12 protein-coding genes are annotated in these 14,648 nt (G+C 73.3%); 7 read left to right on the top strand and 5 right to left on the bottom strand.

What is annotated here, in order from left to right; all coding sequences use genetic code 11:
* The first annotated feature begins 45 nt into the window (after positions 1–45).
* From ACIBEJ_RS13595 to ACIBEJ_RS13605, 3 genes are all read left to right on the top strand, one after another.
* Positions 46–1,428 (top strand): PepSY-associated TM helix domain-containing protein, encoded by a 1,383-nt coding sequence (locus ACIBEJ_RS13595; protein WP_397182982.1) that lies wholly within the window; start codon positions 46–48, stop codon positions 1,426–1,428.
* Positions 1,429–1,441: 13 nt separating this feature from the next.
* The gene (locus ACIBEJ_RS13600) at positions 1,442–1,993 is read left to right on the top strand and encodes an MFS transporter (RefSeq protein WP_397182983.1); all 552 of its coding nucleotides are present in this window, start codon (positions 1,442–1,444) and stop codon (positions 1,991–1,993) included.
* 78 nt (positions 1,994–2,071) lie between these two features.
* Complete coding sequence (locus tag ACIBEJ_RS13605) at positions 2,072–2,803, top strand: copper resistance protein CopC (protein WP_397182984.1); 732 nt, start codon at positions 2,072–2,074, stop codon at positions 2,801–2,803.
* Positions 2,804–2,832: 29 nt separating this feature from the next.
* On the opposite strand, the gene ACIBEJ_RS13610 is transcribed toward ACIBEJ_RS13605, so the two are convergent.
* From ACIBEJ_RS13610 to ACIBEJ_RS13620, 3 genes are read right to left on the bottom strand one after another with little or no spacing between them, the layout of a single operon-like run.
* Positions 2,833–3,780 (bottom strand): LLM class F420-dependent oxidoreductase, encoded by a 948-nt coding sequence (locus ACIBEJ_RS13610; protein ID WP_397182985.1) that lies wholly within the window; start codon positions 3,778–3,780, stop codon positions 2,833–2,835.
* Positions 3,777–4,913, bottom strand: a complete 1,137-nt coding sequence (locus ACIBEJ_RS13615) for an acetyl-CoA C-acyltransferase (protein ID WP_397182986.1) — start codon at positions 4,911–4,913, stop codon at positions 3,777–3,779. Before ACIBEJ_RS13615 ends, ACIBEJ_RS13610 begins: the two co-directional genes overlap by 4 nt.
* Positions 4,910–6,349: a carotenoid oxygenase family protein gene (locus ACIBEJ_RS13620; RefSeq protein WP_397182987.1), complete on the bottom strand. Its 1,440-nt coding sequence runs from the start codon at positions 6,347–6,349 to the stop codon at positions 4,910–4,912. Before ACIBEJ_RS13620 ends, ACIBEJ_RS13615 begins: the two co-directional genes overlap by 4 nt.
* Before the next feature lie 105 nt (positions 6,350–6,454).
* Between ACIBEJ_RS13620 and ACIBEJ_RS13625 the strand changes: the two genes are divergently transcribed.
* From ACIBEJ_RS13625 to ACIBEJ_RS13635, 3 genes are read left to right on the top strand one after another with little or no spacing between them, the layout of a single operon-like run.
* Positions 6,455–8,026: a class I adenylate-forming enzyme family protein gene (locus ACIBEJ_RS13625; RefSeq protein ID WP_397182988.1), complete on the top strand. Its 1,572-nt coding sequence runs from the start codon at positions 6,455–6,457 to the stop codon at positions 8,024–8,026.
* Positions 8,023–9,192 (top strand): acetyl-CoA acetyltransferase, encoded by a 1,170-nt coding sequence (locus tag ACIBEJ_RS13630; RefSeq protein WP_397182989.1) that lies wholly within the window; start codon positions 8,023–8,025, stop codon positions 9,190–9,192. The genes ACIBEJ_RS13625 and ACIBEJ_RS13630 overlap by 4 nt, the downstream gene beginning before the upstream one ends.
* 38 nt (positions 9,193–9,230) lie before the next feature.
* Entirely contained in the window at positions 9,231–9,953 is a 723-nt protein-coding gene (locus tag ACIBEJ_RS13635; RefSeq protein WP_397182990.1) for an SRPBCC family protein, read from the top strand.
* A 44-nt stretch (positions 9,954–9,997) separates the two neighbouring features.
* On the opposite strand, the gene ACIBEJ_RS13640 is transcribed toward ACIBEJ_RS13635, so the two are convergent.
* Entirely contained in the window at positions 9,998–11,104 is a 1,107-nt protein-coding gene (locus tag ACIBEJ_RS13640; protein ID WP_397182991.1) for a class I SAM-dependent methyltransferase, read from the bottom strand.
* A 23-nt stretch (positions 11,105–11,127) separates the two neighbouring features.
* Here ACIBEJ_RS13640 and ACIBEJ_RS13645 point away from each other — a divergent pair, with 23 nt between their 5' ends.
* The gene (locus ACIBEJ_RS13645) at positions 11,128–12,096 is read left to right on the top strand and encodes an aldo/keto reductase (RefSeq protein ID WP_397182992.1); all 969 of its coding nucleotides are present in this window, start codon (positions 11,128–11,130) and stop codon (positions 12,094–12,096) included.
* Positions 12,097–12,134: 38 nt separating this feature from the next.
* Here the strand turns inward: ACIBEJ_RS13645 and ACIBEJ_RS13650 are convergent, their stop codons facing one another.
* The gene (locus ACIBEJ_RS13650) at positions 12,135–14,594 is read right to left on the bottom strand and encodes a M14 family zinc carboxypeptidase (RefSeq protein WP_397182993.1); all 2,460 of its coding nucleotides are present in this window, start codon (positions 14,592–14,594) and stop codon (positions 12,135–12,137) included.
* Positions 14,595–14,648: the final 54 nt, after the last annotated feature.

The raw sequence follows: 14,648 nt of genomic DNA on the forward strand, positions 1-14,648 counted from the left end.
GGCGCGTACCTCGCTGTGCGCCACCGGCCGAACGGAGAAACCATCATGAGCTCCTCCACCGACGTCCTCGATCGGGCCGAACAGGCCGATCCGCCACCGCAGCGATCGGCCGGCTGGTCCGCGCTGCGCCCGCTCGTGCTGCGGCTGCACTTCTACGCCGGGCTCCTCATCGCCCCCTTCCTCCTGGTGGCGGCGACCACCGGCCTGCTGTACGCGGCGTCGTACCAGATCGAGAGGATCGTCTACGCGCACGAGCTGACCGCGCCGCCCGGCGGCCCGAACCTGCCGCTGGAACGCCAGGTCGCCGCCGCCCGCGCCGCCCACCCGAAGGCCCCCGTCACCGCGGTACGGCCCGCCGCCGAACCCGGCGAGACCACCCGCGTCCTGCTCGACGCGCCCGGTCTGCCGGCGAGCACCCAGCTCGCGGTCTTCGTGGACCCCTCCACCGCCCAGGTACGCGGCTCGCTGGAGAGCTACGGCAGCTCGGGCGCCCTGCCGGTGCGCGCCTGGATCTCCCACCTCCACCGCAACCTGCACCTGGGCGAGCCCGGCCGCCTCTACAGCGAACTGGCGGCGAGCTGGCTCTGGGTGGTCGCCCTCGGCGGCCTGCTCCTGTGGGCCGGGCGCAGGCGGCGCAAGGGCGCCCGGCTGCGCCGCCTGACCACGCCGGAGCGGGGCGTCACGGGCCGGCGGCGCGTGCTGTCCTGGCACGGCTCGATCGGCCTGTGGGCGGTGGTGGGCCTGCTGTTCCTGGCGGCCACGGGCCTGACCTGGTCGAAGTACGCCGGTGACAACGTCGACCGGCTGCGCGTCACGCTCGGCTGGACCACGCCGTCCATCGCCACGGGAGGCGAGCACGCCGCCCACACGGCGTCGCCTGGCGGGCACCGGCACGGCGGCGGCGACGTGGGTCCCGACCAGGCCGTGCGGGCCGCCGCCGGCCGGGGGCTGTCCGGCCCGCTGGAGATCGTCTGGCCGGGCAAGGCGGGCGAGCCGTACCTGGTCAAGGAGTCCGACAAGACCTGGCCGCAGCGGCTTGACCAGGTGGCCGTCGATCCCGCCACCGGTCAGGTGCGGGCGGAGCTGCGCTTCGCCGGCTTCCCCCTGGCCGCCAAGCTCACCCGATGGGGCATCGACGGGCACCAGGGCCTGCTGTTCGGCCTGGCCAACCAGATCGTGCTCATGCTGCTCGCCACGGGCGTCATCACCATGATCGTGCTGGGCTACCGGATGTGGTGGTCGCGCCGCCCGAACCTCGCGGGCTATCCGCGTGGCGCCTGGCGCGGGGTGAATCGGGCAGTTCTGGCGGCTTTTGTGCTGGTCGCAGGGGCTGTGGGGTACTTCATGCCGCTCCTCGGCATCTCCCTGTGCGCGTTCCTGCTGCTCGACGTCGTGCTGGGCCGCCTTCTCGCGGGCAGGCGCGGCTGACAGGATGGAACATGTGTCCCCTCGGGATCCGAGCCTGCGCCTGATCCGCGCCGCCGTCTTCGGCACGGCGTGCGTGGTGGTCTCCGCGGGAGGACACCTGCTGGCCGGAGGCGGCGCCATCGCGCCCTGGGCGCTCGCGCTCGGCGCCGCCGCCTCCCTGGCGCTCGCCCTCGCGCTCGGCGGGCGCGAGCGCACCCGCGAAGGCGTCCTGGCCGCCACCGCGGGCACGCAGATGCTGCTGCACCTGCTGTTCGCGCAGGCGTCCGCGCACGTCGTCATGCCCGACCACGGGCATCCGCGGGCCGGCATGGTCGTGGCCCACTTCACGGTCGCGCTGCTGACCGGCTGGTGGCTGCACCGCGGTGAGAGCGCCGTCTGGACCCTTCTGCGCCTCTGGGCGTGCGCGCCGCCGCGCCCGCCGCGGTTGCTGGCCGCCGTCCCGGCGCCCATGCCCTCTCCGGTACGGCCGGCCGTACCGGAAGGCGAACCGGAGCCCCGCGGGCGGCGCGAGCTCGCGGCGGTGGTGCACCGGCGCGGACCCCCGCGGCCCTCGCGCGCCGGCTGACCTGCGCCGGCGCACAGGCGTCCATCCGGTGTCCCCCGGCCCGTCGCGGAGCCGGGTCGTTTCCATGGAGTTCCCACGATGGCGAAGCTGCCACGTTCCACCCTGACCGCGGTGATCTGCGGTCTCGTTGTCCTGTTCCTGCCTACCGCCGCCCTCGCCCACGACGCGCTCAAGTCGAGCTCGCCGGACAAGAACGCCAAGGTGAAGGCGCTTGAGGAGATCGAGCTGGAGTTCACCGCCCGGGTCCGCATGCCGGTCGTGGTGCTGCGGGACGGCGGCGACAAGCCCGTCCCGCTGGGCAAGCCCGTCGCCGACGGGAAGATCGTCACCACCGAGGTGCCCGAGGCGCTGGCCGCCGGGCGCTACGTGATCGGCTGGCGGGTGGTCTCCTCCGACGGCCACCCGATCCAGGGGGAGATCCCCTTCACCGTGACCGCCCCGCCCACCTCACCCACACCCGACCCGACCCCGTCCGAGAGCACCTCCATAAGCGCCACCGAGAGCCCCACCGGGAGCGCCACTGAGGCCACGTCCGCCGCCCCGGCGCCGCCCGCCGATCCCGGGCAGGCGGCGGCCGCCTCCCAGGAGAGCCAGGGGCTGCCGGGCTGGATCTGGGTGGTCGCCGCCGTGCTGGTCGTGCTGGGTGGGGGCATGTGGTTCGCGGGCTCGCGCCGCCGCGCCGTACCAGAAGGACCGGAAGGAGCGGCAGGCCCTCAAGGGCCGGAAAGGCCGGAAAGGCCGGAAGGATCGGCGGGTCCGGCGCCGGAAGGGACGGACGACGACCGGAGGCAGGGCGACCCGGCGAGCTGAGGTCGGCCGGCCGAGTCCGGCAGGCGAGGTCAGCGGGGGGCCAGGGCCTTCAGGGTGGTGGCGCCGGCGGGATCGCGCCCGGTGCTGACCGGCACCAGCGCGACCTCGTCCACCCCCGCCTCGGCGTAGGCCGACAGCCCCGCCCTGACCGTGCCCGCGTCGCCGAGCAGCGCCACCGAGGCGACCAGCTCGTCCGGCACAGCGGCCAGCAGGTCGCGCGGGTGCGGCCCGGTGCGCGCGTAGGCGACCACGTCCGCGAACCCGGCCTCGGCGAACATCTCGCCGTAGCCGGGCGCGGGCAGGTAGCCGACGACGGCGCGGCGCACGCGGTCCACGGCCTCGCGGTCGGGGTCCACGGCCGCGCTCACCCAGGCGGCCACGGTGACCTCGGGGTTCAGCGCCCGCACCTGGGCGGCCAGCCGTCCGGCCGACGCGGGGGTGACCAGGTTGAGCACCATCCGGTCGGCCCCGGCGGCCGTGCGCACCGCCGACGGCCCGAACGCCGCCACCGTCAGCCGGGAGCGGGGCGCGGGCAGCCGCAGCCGGTAGCCGTTGCTGGCCACGGACTCGCCGGTGAACGCCGACCGCTCGCCGTCCAGCAGCGGGCGCAGCGCGGCCACCGCCTCACGCAGCGCGCCGGCCGAGCGGGCCCGCGAGCGTCCGTGCCAGCCCTCGACGACCAGCGGGCTGGAGGTGCCCACGGCGACGTCCACCCGCCGGCCGGAGAGCGCGGCCACGGAGGCGGCGCCCACGGCGATCGTCATCGGGTCGCGTACGGTCACCGCCAGCGGCCCGACCGTCAGCCCGATCCGCTCGGTCGCCAGCCCCACGGCGGTGGCCAGCGCGAACGCGTCGTAGGTGGCCATCTCCCCGACCCACAGCGACGGGTACCCGAGCGCGTCGGCCGCCCGCGCGGTCGCCAGCGCCTCCTCGGCCGGCCGGTCCTGCCACAGCCCGAGCGAGACGTCGAGTCTCATACCCGCTCCAGCAGCACGGCCGACCCCGACCCCGCGGCCCCGCTGACCGCGGCCACGCCGTAGCGGGCGCCCCGCCGGTGCAACTCGGCGACGCAGGCGGCCACCAGCAGCGCCCCGGTGGCGCCGAAGGCGTGGCCCATGGCGATGGTGCCGCCGTTGACGTTGAACCGGTCGTCGCCGACCTTGAGGTCGCGCTGGAACTTCAGGCACAGCGCGGCGAACGCCTCGGCGAACTCGAACACCTCCACGTCGTCGGCGCTCAGCCCGGCCTGGGCCAGGACCTTCTCGACCGCCGCCTGCCCGGCGGTGAGCATCGTGACCGGGTCGGCCGTCGCGGTGGCGCCGCCCGCCACCCTGGCCAGCGGTTCCAGGTCCAGATCGCGGCCGAGCAGGACGAGCCCGGCGGCGTCGCACAGGCTGGGCGAGGTGCCCCTGGTGTGCTCGTGGCGGATCCGGCCGAGCTCTGGCAGGTGCCTCAGGACGACGGCGTCCTGGTCGGGGGAGGCGGCGAAGGCGGGTTCGAGCGCGGACAGGGTGTCCAGGGTGAGGCCGGGCCGTACGTGCTCGTCATGGCCGAGGTCGTTGACCGGGACCAGGAAGCGGTCGTGGCGGCCCGCCGCCCATGCGCGGGCGGCCAGGGTCTGGGTGCGCAGGCCGTACCGGTCGAGCTCCTCGCGCGAGAAGCCCTCCAGGGTGGCGACCACGTCGGCCGCCACGCCCATGTGCAGCGAGCCGACCGGCAGCGACCACAGCGGCCCGCGGTCGGAGAACATCGGCACCCGCGAGACCGACTCGACCCCGCCCGCGACGACCACGTCCGCGCCGCCCGACCCGATGAGGGCGGCGGCGCTGCGCACGGCGTCGATGCCGGAGGTGCAGTACCGGTTGAGCGTCATGCCCGGCGCGTCGAAGCCGGTGGTCAGGGCGGCGGTGCGGGCGAGGTTGCCGCCCTGCTCGGCGTTCTGGGTGGCGCAGCCGACGACGAGGTCGTCGGCCCCGGTGATCCCGGTACGCTCCCCGAGCGCGCCGAGCAGCCCTTCGAGCATGGCCAGCGGGGTGACACCGGCCAGTCCGCCGCCCGGGCGGGCCTTGCCGCGCGGGGTCCTGACGCAGTCGTAGACGTAGACGTTCATCGGAGCTGGTCCGCCCGCACCCAGGTGGCGTGGAAGCCCAGCGGCACCCGCCGCGGCAGCAGCACGCGGGCGAGCGGCCCCTCGGAGATGCGCGAGGCGGCCAGGACCTGCACCTCGGAGCGGTTCTCCCGCTCGTCGGTGACGAAGGTGACCAGGTAGCCGTCGTCCTCGCCGGTCGAGCCGTCGCGCGGGGCGAAGGGGGCCTCGCTGCCGTAGAGGCCGGGGCCGTAGGTGTAGGTCTCCTTGCCGCCGGTGCGGTTGTCGTAGCGGACCAGGCCGTCGAACAGGTTGGTCTCGGCGTCGGCCACGGAGACGTTGTAGGCGTAGCGGGAGGGCCGCCCGGTGGCGCGCGCGTCGATCGAGGGGAACTCGGTGTTGTGGTCGGCGTCCACGTACTGCTCGCTGGTGGCGCCGGTGCGCAGGTCGAAGCGGTAGCGGTACATGCGCGCGTCGAGCTTGAGATAGGAGATCATCCGCGACAGCGCGGAGCCGTTGCCCGAGGGCGCGGGCCGCGAGACCCGGCACACGTCCATGACGATCTCCCCGCCGTCCTCCCAGGCGTTGACGACGTGGTAGATGTAGCAGGGTTTCGCCTCGAACCAGCGGATCTCATGCGCCTGCCCCCGGCGCGGGATGACCCCGAAGCGGGAGGGCAGCCCGCGGTCGAAGGTGAGCTTGTAGCGGCCCTGCCGCGCGGCGTCGGGGTCCTGGTAGAGCGGCAGGTCCATGAGGATCGCGTGGTTCTGGGTGATGGCCATGTCGTGCGGCAGCCGCGCCCCCGGCAGGTCCAGCTCCACGCAGTGCTCGACCCGCCCCGACGCGCCGACCACCCCATAGCGCAGGTACGGCGGCCGCGGCCCGTAGTCGAACCAGAACAGCTCCCCGGTCCGCTCGTCCACCTTGGGATGTGCCATGAAGTCGCCGTTGAGCGTGTCGAGGAAGGTCTCGGCCCCCAGCGTCTCCAGCGACAGCGGATCCATCCCGTACGGCGAGCCGCACAGATACCACGAGGACAGCACCCGCCCCCGGTGGAAGATCAGGTCGGTGTTGGCCGTGTCCTTGAACGGCAGCCCGCGCGCGTTCCCGAACGGGTTGCCCTTCGGGTTCTCCATCACGCCGGTCCAGAGAGCCCGCCCGGCGGCGGACTCGGCCTCGAAGGCGCGGGTGCGGATCCACCGGTTGCGGTAGCGGGCGCGGCCGTTCTCGAAGTGCACGGCGTGCACCATGCCGTCCCCGTCGAACCAGTGGTAGCGGCCCTTCGCCGGGAAGCGGGCGTTGGGCCCGTTGCGGAGGTAGACGCCGTTGAGGTCGGCGGGGATGCGCCCGATCACCGTCAGCTCGCCGCTGGTGAGCTCCTCCTGGACCGGCGCGTATACGCCCAGCAGGTACGGGTTCCGCTCGCCCGACTCGTCCGTGATCACGACAGTTTCGGCCATGGTTGGAAGCTACGATAGACGAAGTCAGCCGTCAATATCCGGACCGTTGACGAGCTGACTTCTGCTTTCGTAGTGTTGCGGCCATCACACCCCCTGGGAGTCGCGATGACGCATTCCGCCGACCGGATCGCCCGCTACGTCGCCGCGGGCTGGTGGACCCACGACACCATCGACCAGCTCCTGCGCGCCCACGTGACGGACCGCCCCGGCGCGCTCGCGATCGTGGACCCGCTCGACAAGGCCACCCACCTCGACGGCCCGGTCAAGCGGCTGACCTGGGCGGAGCTCGGCGCGGAGGTGGACCGCGTCGCCGGCGTCCTGCACGCCCGCGGCATCGGCCCCGGCGACGTGGTGGCCGTCCAGTTGCCCAACAGCGTCGAGCTGGCGGTGACCTTCCTCGCCGTGGTGAGGCTGGGCGCGGCCGTCACGCCGTTCCCCGTCCAGTACCGCGCCTACGAGCTGGCCCAGCTCCTCCCGCTGTCCGGCGCGTCCCTGCTGGTCACCGGCCGCGAGTCCCGGGCCCCCGAGGGCACCCCCACGCTGGCGTGGCCCGCCGACCTCGACGCGGTGCACGCTCCCGGGCCGCCGCCCCGCGTGGCCGACCCCGCCGAGCGCGTGACGATCTGCTGGACCTCCGGCACCGAGGCCACGCCCAAGGGCGTGCCGCGCTGCCACTACGACTGGCTCGCGGTCGAGTCCGTCTGTACGGCCGCGCCCGCCCTCACCGCCGGCGACGTGATCCTCAACCCGTTCCCCATGGTCAACATGGCCGGGATCGGCGGCGTCTTCCTGCCCTGGCTGCGCGTCGGCGCCGTGCTGGTCCAGCACCACCCCTTCGACCTGCCCACGTACCTGACCCAGATCGCCGCGGAACGCGTCACCTACACCCTCGCCCCGCCCGCGCTGCTCACCCTGCTGCTGCATCAGGACGCGATCCTGGCCAAGGCCGACATCTCCTCGCTGACCAGGATCGGCTCCGGCTCGGCGCCGCTGCCGCCGCCGATGGTCCGCGGCTGGCAGGACCGGCACGGCATCGCGATCATCAACTTCTTCGGCTCCAACGAGGGCGTCGCGCTGCTGTCGGACCCCGCCCACATGCCCGACCCGGAGACCCGGGCCCGCTACTTCCCCCGTCCGGGCGCGCCGGGCGCCCCCGCGCTGCTGGACCGGGTCGCCACCAGGCTCGTCACCCCCGACGGCCAGGAGATCACCGAGCCGGGGGTGCCGGGCGAGCTGCGGCTCAGCGGCCCCACCGTCTTCGCCGGCTACCTGCCGGGCACCGCGGCGGCGGAGCCGTTCGACGAGGAGGGTTATCTCAGGACCGGCGACCTGTTCGAGATCGCCGGCGAGCACGGCCAGTACCTGCGCTACGTCGACCGCGCCAAGGACCTCATCATCCGCGGCGGCATGAACATCGCCCCGGCCGAGCTGGAGGCGCTGCTGTCCGGGCACCCCTCGGTGGCCGAGGCGGCGGTGGCCGGGTATCCCGACGACGTGCTCGGGGAGAAGGTCTGCGCGGTCGTCGTCCCCAAGGGCGAGATCTCGCTGGAGTCCGTGGTCGGATTCCTGCGCGGCAAGGGCATCGCCTCCTACAAGCTGCCCGAGCGGCTGGAGATCGTCGAGGCGTTGCCCAGGAACCCCGTCGGCAAGATCCTCAAGAGGGAGCTGAAGCTGTGATCCGCGTCCTCGGCGGCCACCAGACCGACTTCGCCCGCACCGGCGCGAGCCTGTACGACATGCTGCGGGAGGCGTGCCTCGGCGCGCTGGAGTCGGCGGGCGTCCCGGCGCAGGACGTGCAGGTCGCGCACGTCGGGAACCTGGCCGGGGAGCTGTTCGCGGGCCAGGCCCACCTCGGCGGCATGGTCGCCGCCATGGATCCGGCGTGGTCCATGCTGCCCGCCTCCCGTCACGAGGCCGCGTGCGCGTCCGGCTCCATGGCGGTGCTGGCCGCGATGGCCGACCTGGAGGCGGGCCGCTACGACGTGGCGCTGGTCGCCGGCGTCGAGCTCATGCGCAACGTCGGCGCCAAGGAGGCCGCCCAGCACCTCGGTTGCGCGGCCTGGGCGGGCCGCGAGGCGCAGGGGGCGGACTTCCCCTGGCCCGCGCTGTTCGCCGAGATCGCCGACGCGGTCGACGCCCGCCACGGGCTCGCCCACGAGCACCTGGCCCGCATCGCCGAGATCAACCACGGCAACGCCCTGCGCAACCCGCTCGCCCAGACCCGTTCCTGGACCTTCCCCGACGGCTGCTTCGGCGCCGACGACGCGCTCAACCCGCCGGTCGAGGGACGGCTGCGCAAGTACGACTGCGGCCGCATCACCGACGGCGCCGCCGCCGTCGTCCTGGCCTCTGACCGGTACGGCAGGCCCGGCCCCGCCATCTCCGGCTGGGGACACCGGACCGCCCCGATGCTGCTCAAGGACAAGCTGGCCACGCGCGGGCCGTACCTCTTCCCGCACCTGCGGCGCGCCGCGCTCGACACCTACGAGCGGGCCGGGCTGAGCGGCCCCGGCGACGTGGACGTCATCGAGACGCACGACTGCTTCACGATCACCGAGTACGTGGCGCTCGACCATCTCGGGCTCACGCCGCCGGGCGAGTCGTGGCGGGCCGTGGAGTCCGGGGAGATCGAGTTCGGCGGATCGCTGCCGGTCAACCCGTCGGGCGGGCTCATCGGGCTCGGACATCCCGTGGGCGCCACCGGGGTGCGGATGCTGTACGACGCCGCCAGGCAGGTGTCGGGCACGGCGGGGGAGTGCCAGGTGGAGGGCGCACGCACCGCCCTGACCCTCAACATCGGCGGCAGTTGCACCACCGTCGCCCTGTTCGCCGTCACCGCCTGAGACGTTAGGGCCCGCCGGGCAAGGGCAGAGGCGGGCCCATGAGCAGCATCGAGTACTCCGTAGACGTCAGGGTCCCCGTCAGGGTGGCCTACAACCAGTGGACGCAGTTCGAGACGTTCCCCGAATTCATGGAGGGAGTGGAGTCGGTCAAGCAGCTCACCGACACGCGCAACGCGTGGCTGGCGGAGATCGCCGGAGTCAAGCGGGAGTTCGAGACCGAGATCACCGAGCAGCACCCGGACGAGCGCGTCGCCTGGCGCTCGGTCGACCGGCCGCACCAGGCGGGCGTCGTCACCTTCCACCGGCTCGACGACACCACGACCAGGGTCACGCTCCAGATGGAGTACGACCCGGAGGGCTTCGTCGAGACCGCGGGCGACTGGCTGCAGCTCGTGCGCCTGCGCGTGCAGGGCGACATGCGGCGCTTCAAGGACTACATCGAGTCGCGCGGCGGCGAGACCGGCGGATGGCGCGGCGACGTGCCGCCCCCGCACGGCACCGACGTCCCGCGCACCCCGGGCAACCCGCACGACCCCGGCACTCCGCCCACTCCGGGAACCCCGCACGTCCCCGGCACTCCCGGCACGCACGGCACCCCCGGTACTCCCGGTACTCCCGGTACTCCCGGTACTCCCGGCACGCACGGCACCCCCGGCACGCCGGGCACGCACGGCACTCCGGGCACTCCCGGCACGCCGTACCCGGGTGACCAGCCGCCGCCCGGCACCGGCTTCCCGCGCTCGCCCGAGCCGGGCCTGTAACCCGTCTCGCCCACGGCCCCCTTCCCGCCAGGGAAGGGGGCCTCTCACAGTTCGCGCGCCTTCTGCTCGGCGCCCCAGCGCTCCAGCGCCTCCTGGTCGGCGAAGGCGAGCGCGCGCATCATGTTCCCGCCGTCGGTCGCGCGGATCCGCGCGACCAGCCTCCTGCGCAGCTTCGCGGGCAGCCGCGTGGTCCCGGCCTCGATCGAGTCGCCGAAGTGGGGCGCGAAGGCCACCCCCGCGAATCCGGTACGGCGCAGCAGCACCGGCAGCGTGGCCGAGGAGTAGAACATCAGGTGGTTCTTGGTGAAGCCGCTCCAGCGCGAGCCGTACGCCTTGAGCAGCAGCGAGTTGGCGTTGACGGTCAGGATCAGCAGGACGCCGCCCGGGGCCAGCAGCCTGCGGAAACGCGCGAAGTCCGCCAGCGGGCGCGGCAGGTGGGCCAGCACCGACCAGAGCGTGATGACGTCGAACCCGCCCGCGGCGATCTCCGGCACGTCGTCCGGGTCGCCCAGGTAGGCGCGGGCGGTGCGGAGCGTGGCGTTGGCCCGCTCCACGGAGTCGGGCGAGAGGTCCACGCCGACCGCGTCGAAGCCGCGCTCCTCGGCCAGGCCCAGGAAGAGCCCGGCGCCGCAGCCGAAGTCGAGCAGCCTGCGGCCGGCGCCGTCGTCGAGGACGGGGGAGAACGCCTTCATGGTCAGCTCGTAGCGGCGGGTGCGCTGGGCGGCGTACTTCCCGGTGAGGAAGGTGCTGTAGGAGCCGGCGTACAGGTCGCCGAGGTGCTCGGGGCGCACGTTCGGGTTGCGGTAGAGGAAGCCGCAGGCGGGGCAGCGCACCACCCGGTAGCGCCAGCCCTTGCCGCCGGTCGGCTCGAACAGCGGCTGCTGGCGCTCCTCCCCGCACAGCGTGCAGGCCAGGAACTCCTCGATCTCGCCGAGCGGCACCGACCCGGCGTAGTCGGGCAGCGTGGTCACCGGCGCGCGGCGCAGCCTCAGCCGCCACTGCGCCTCCCGGATCACCCGCTCGCCCGGTCGCACGTAGGCCCGCTGGCCGTGCGGCAGGCGGTCGTAGCGGGAGCCGTAGAGGATGCGGACCAGCATCCTGCGGGGTGTCACCATCTCCAGGTCGTACCCCCGGCCAGGGGCCTCAGTCAATGCACCACCATAAGCTGACGTACATGGATTATTCGCGCCTTGGTAATACCGGCCTTCAGGTCTCGCGCATCTGCCTCGGCATGATGAGCTACGGCGATCCCGGCAAGATGGAATGGACGCTGCCGGAGGAACAGGCCGAACCGCTCGTCCGGCGCGCCGCCGACGCGGGCGTGAACTTCTTCGACACCGCCGACGTCTACAGCGCGGGCGCCAGCGAGGTGATCACCGGCAACGTGCTGCGCCGCATCTTCGCGCGCCGCGAGGACTACGTCCTGGCCACCAAGGTCTACTTCCCCATGGGGAGGGCGCGCAACGACCGCGGCCTGGGGCGCAAGCACATCATGGCCGCGATCGACGCCTCCCTGGAACGGCTCGGCACCGACTACGTGGACCTCTACCAGATCCACCGCTGGGACGACGAGACCCCGATCGAGGAGACCATGCTGGCCCTGCACGATGTCGTGCGCTCCGGCAAGGTCCGCTACATCGGCGCCTCCTCCATGTGGGCGTGGCAGTTCGCCAAGGCCCAGCACGTGGCCGAGGTCAACGGGTGGACGAAGTTCGTGTCCATGCAGAACCACTACAACCTGCTCTACCGCGAGGAGGAGCGGGAGATGCTGCCGCTCTGCGCCGACCAGGGCGTGGGCGTCATCCCGTGGAGCCCGCTGGCCCGCGGCGTCCTGGCCAGGGCCGGTACGGCGCAGCAGACCACCAGGCAGGGCTCCGACGAGCGCATCGACTTCCTGTACGAGCCGGACAACGACCGGGTGGTCCTGGAGCGGGTGGCCCAGGTGGCGAGGGAACGCGAGCTCCCGGCGGCGCAGGTGGCGCTGGCCTGGCTGCTGGGGCGGCCCGGGGTGACCGCGCCGATCGTCGGCGCCACCAAGGAGCGGCACGTCGACGACGCGGCGGCGGCCGTCGGGGTGGAGCTGACCGAGAAGGAGACGGAGTTCCTGAGCGAGGCGTACACCGCTCGCGAGGTGCGCATCTGACCGCGTGGGCCGGGCCGCCGCCCGGCCCACGCGTCACCTCACCGGGACGTGCTGTACAGAGCCCGCGCGACCTGCGCGAACAGCCCCTTCGGGTGGTTGCGGAACATCGGCTCGGTGCCGAACATCACCACGCGCGCCCCGCGCTCGTCCTGGCCGCTGACCACCGCGGCCTGGCCCTTGGCGGCGTCCTGGCCGCCCGAGCCGTCCTGGTTCGGCCGCCAGTGCCCGGACACGAACGCGTCGTAGGATTGCTCGGCCCGCACCTCGGGACCGAGGCCGGTGAACCAGCGCGGCGAGTACACGAACCCGTGCTCGCCCGAGGTCATCCTGACCACGCCGTTGGCGTCGCCGCGCCCGGCGACCGGGGTGACGGTCAGGAGCCCGGCGGCGGTGTTGAAGGTCGCGCCGGTGCCGCCGCGGGTGACGACGCCGCCCTTGGCCAGGAAGGCGTCCAGCGCGGCCTTGGCCGCCGGGTTGAGCGCGGCGTAGGACAGGCCGCTGGAGACGAACAGGACGTCCGCCTGGTTCCAGTCGAACCCGGCGTTGGCCAGGGCCGTGGAGACCGGCGTGACGGAGAAGCCCATCTCGCGCAGCGTGAACAGCTCGTCGGCCGAGGCCGCCGCGGCGATCCTGACCGGGGCGAGCTTGGCGCCGCCTGCCGTACCGGCCCGGGAGAAGCGCACGCCGTAGCGCTCGGCCACCTCGCGGGCGGCGGCGCGCGCCGAGCGGGGCAGCGTCGCGGTGTCGCCCGACCAGGTGACCTCGACGCCGCGCGACAGCAGCGCGTTGAGCGCCTGCGCGTCGCGGCCGTCGGCGACCTTGAGCGCGAGCGCGCCGTCGCCGTGCGGCACGTGGCCGGTCGGCGCGGCGGAGCGGACGGGTTCGGCGAACACCCGCAGGTCGCGCACGGAGGTGACCTCCGCGCCCCACAGCAGGGCGTGGCTCCAGCCGGAGATGTCGTACATGGCGTCCACGCGCGGGCTGATGTCCGCGCCCGGCTCCAGCATCACGTTGGCCAGGCCGCGCTTGGGCTGGCGCATGTCGACCACGTACGTGCCCGGCGGGTAGAAGCGGCCGCCCGCGCGGAAGGGCAGGATCGCCCGCTCCACCCGCACGTCGTTGGCGAGCAGGTGGTCCACCAGCCTGGCCGCCGCGGGGGTGCCCGCGGGGATCACGTAGCCGCCCGGGTAGGTCGTCGTGTACACGTCCTCGGGGCCGAAGCCCGGCACGATGCCCAGCGGGACCGTTCTGGCGGGCTCGCCCGCCGCGCCGCGCCGGAAGACCTCGGTCTGGTCGTCGACCAGCTTGTCGCGGTTGGCCAGGACGTGGCCGTAGGTGGCGCGCACGGCGGCGGCGGCCACGTCGGTGTTGATCCGGGAACGGCGGCGCAGCTCCTCGACCGGCAGGTTGGTGTAGTCGGAGCCGTTGACGCGCAGCGGGATCTCGATCGTGTGCGCGGCGACGGCGCCGTGGAAGGGCGCGTACTGCGGGGTGAAGATCGGCGGCCAGTCGTCCCAGCCCTCCTCGGAGTCGCGGAAGGGGATCTGGACCGGGAAGACGCCGTCCTTGTCCGGCGTGTAGCCCAGGCCGTTGACCGCCGTCTCCATGCCGAGGCCGTTGGCGTAGGTGTTGGTGATGAACAGGTCGTACTCGTAGTTGGCGCCGTGGGGCGGGGTGGTCGGCTCGATCAGCGTGCCGTTGACGTAGCCGTGCAGGTCGAGCATGGCGACCGGCTGCGTGTCGATCATGACCTGCCGCATGGCCCTGGCCTCGGGCTGGGAGGCGGTGATCATGTCGCGGTTGAGGTCGAAGCCGTTGCTGTTGGGGCGCTGGCCGAGGACCCTGCCGTCGGGGTTGGCCGTGATGTTGAAGTAGAGGCGGGTGCGCTTGAGGAGGGTGGCGGCCTGCGGGCTGGTGGCCAGTTCCTCGATGACCCTCAGAGAGGCGTCGGTGCCCTCCCACTCGTTGCCGTGGATGTTGCCGTTGACGAAGATCGGCGTTTTATACCGATTTTTCGCGATCTTCGGGATCTTTCTCCCTGATTCGATCTGCTGGCGGAGGCGCTCCTGCTCGCGGACCTCGGCGGCGCTCTCCGGCGCGGTGACGGTCACGAGGTAGAGGTCGCGCCCGCCCGCCGAGCGGCCGAGCACCTCGGCGCTGACGCGGTCGCCGAGCGCCTGCAGCGCGTTCAGCTTCGCCGCGATCGCGTGGTGCGGGATCAGGCCCAGCTTGATCGAGGCGTCCGCGGGGTTCTCGGGCGGGAGGGGGAGCTGGGTCTTGCGGGGGTAGCCCCTGGTCTTGTCGTGATAGTACGGCGCGGCCGCCTGGGCCTTCAGCGCCGCAGCCGACTCCTCGACCAGGGAGGCTTCCTCGTTGCGCTCGGGGCCGTTGCCGAAGTCCCTGACCGCCGGGGACGGGGTGGGGGTGGGGGCGGCGGCAGCCGTACCGGCTGGGAGGAGGAGGATCGATAACAGGGCTAACAGGGTGGTTCTGCGCATGGTCGAGCGTGACATGCGCGAGCGGAATTGTCGCCCCCACCTCCTAAGCTGTGC

Source organism: Nonomuraea sp. NPDC050790 (genome assembly GCF_044456745.1).
Classification (GTDB): Bacteria; Actinomycetota; Actinomycetes; order Streptosporangiales; family Streptosporangiaceae; genus Nonomuraea.

What these genes read in the sequence shown, in the direction of transcription:
- ACIBEJ_RS13595 (WP_397182982.1), top strand. Translation starts at nt 46, where the DNA reads ATGAGCTCCTCCACCGACGTCCTCGATCGGGCCGAACAGGCCGATCCG.
- ACIBEJ_RS13605 (WP_397182984.1), top strand. Translation starts at nt 2,072, where the DNA reads ATGGCGAAGCTGCCACGTTCCACCCTGACCGCGGTGATCTGCGGTCTC.
- ACIBEJ_RS13610 (WP_397182985.1), bottom strand. Translation starts at nt 3,780, where the DNA reads ATGAGACTCGACGTCTCGCTCGGGCTGTGGCAGGACCGGCCGGCCGAG.
- ACIBEJ_RS13615 (WP_397182986.1), bottom strand. Translation starts at nt 4,913, where the DNA reads ATGAACGTCTACGTCTACGACTGCGTCAGGACCCCGCGCGGCAAGGCC.
- ACIBEJ_RS13620 (WP_397182987.1), bottom strand. Translation starts at nt 6,349, where the DNA reads ATGGCCGAAACTGTCGTGATCACGGACGAGTCGGGCGAGCGGAACCCG.
- ACIBEJ_RS13625 (WP_397182988.1), top strand. Translation starts at nt 6,455, where the DNA reads ATGACGCATTCCGCCGACCGGATCGCCCGCTACGTCGCCGCGGGCTGG.
- ACIBEJ_RS13635 (WP_397182990.1), top strand. Translation starts at nt 9,231, where the DNA reads ATGAGCAGCATCGAGTACTCCGTAGACGTCAGGGTCCCCGTCAGGGTG.
- ACIBEJ_RS13645 (WP_397182992.1), top strand. Translation starts at nt 11,128, where the DNA reads ATGGATTATTCGCGCCTTGGTAATACCGGCCTTCAGGTCTCGCGCATC.
- ACIBEJ_RS13650 (WP_397182993.1), bottom strand. Translation starts at nt 14,594, where the DNA reads ATGCGCAGAACCACCCTGTTAGCCCTGTTATCGATCCTCCTCCTCCCA.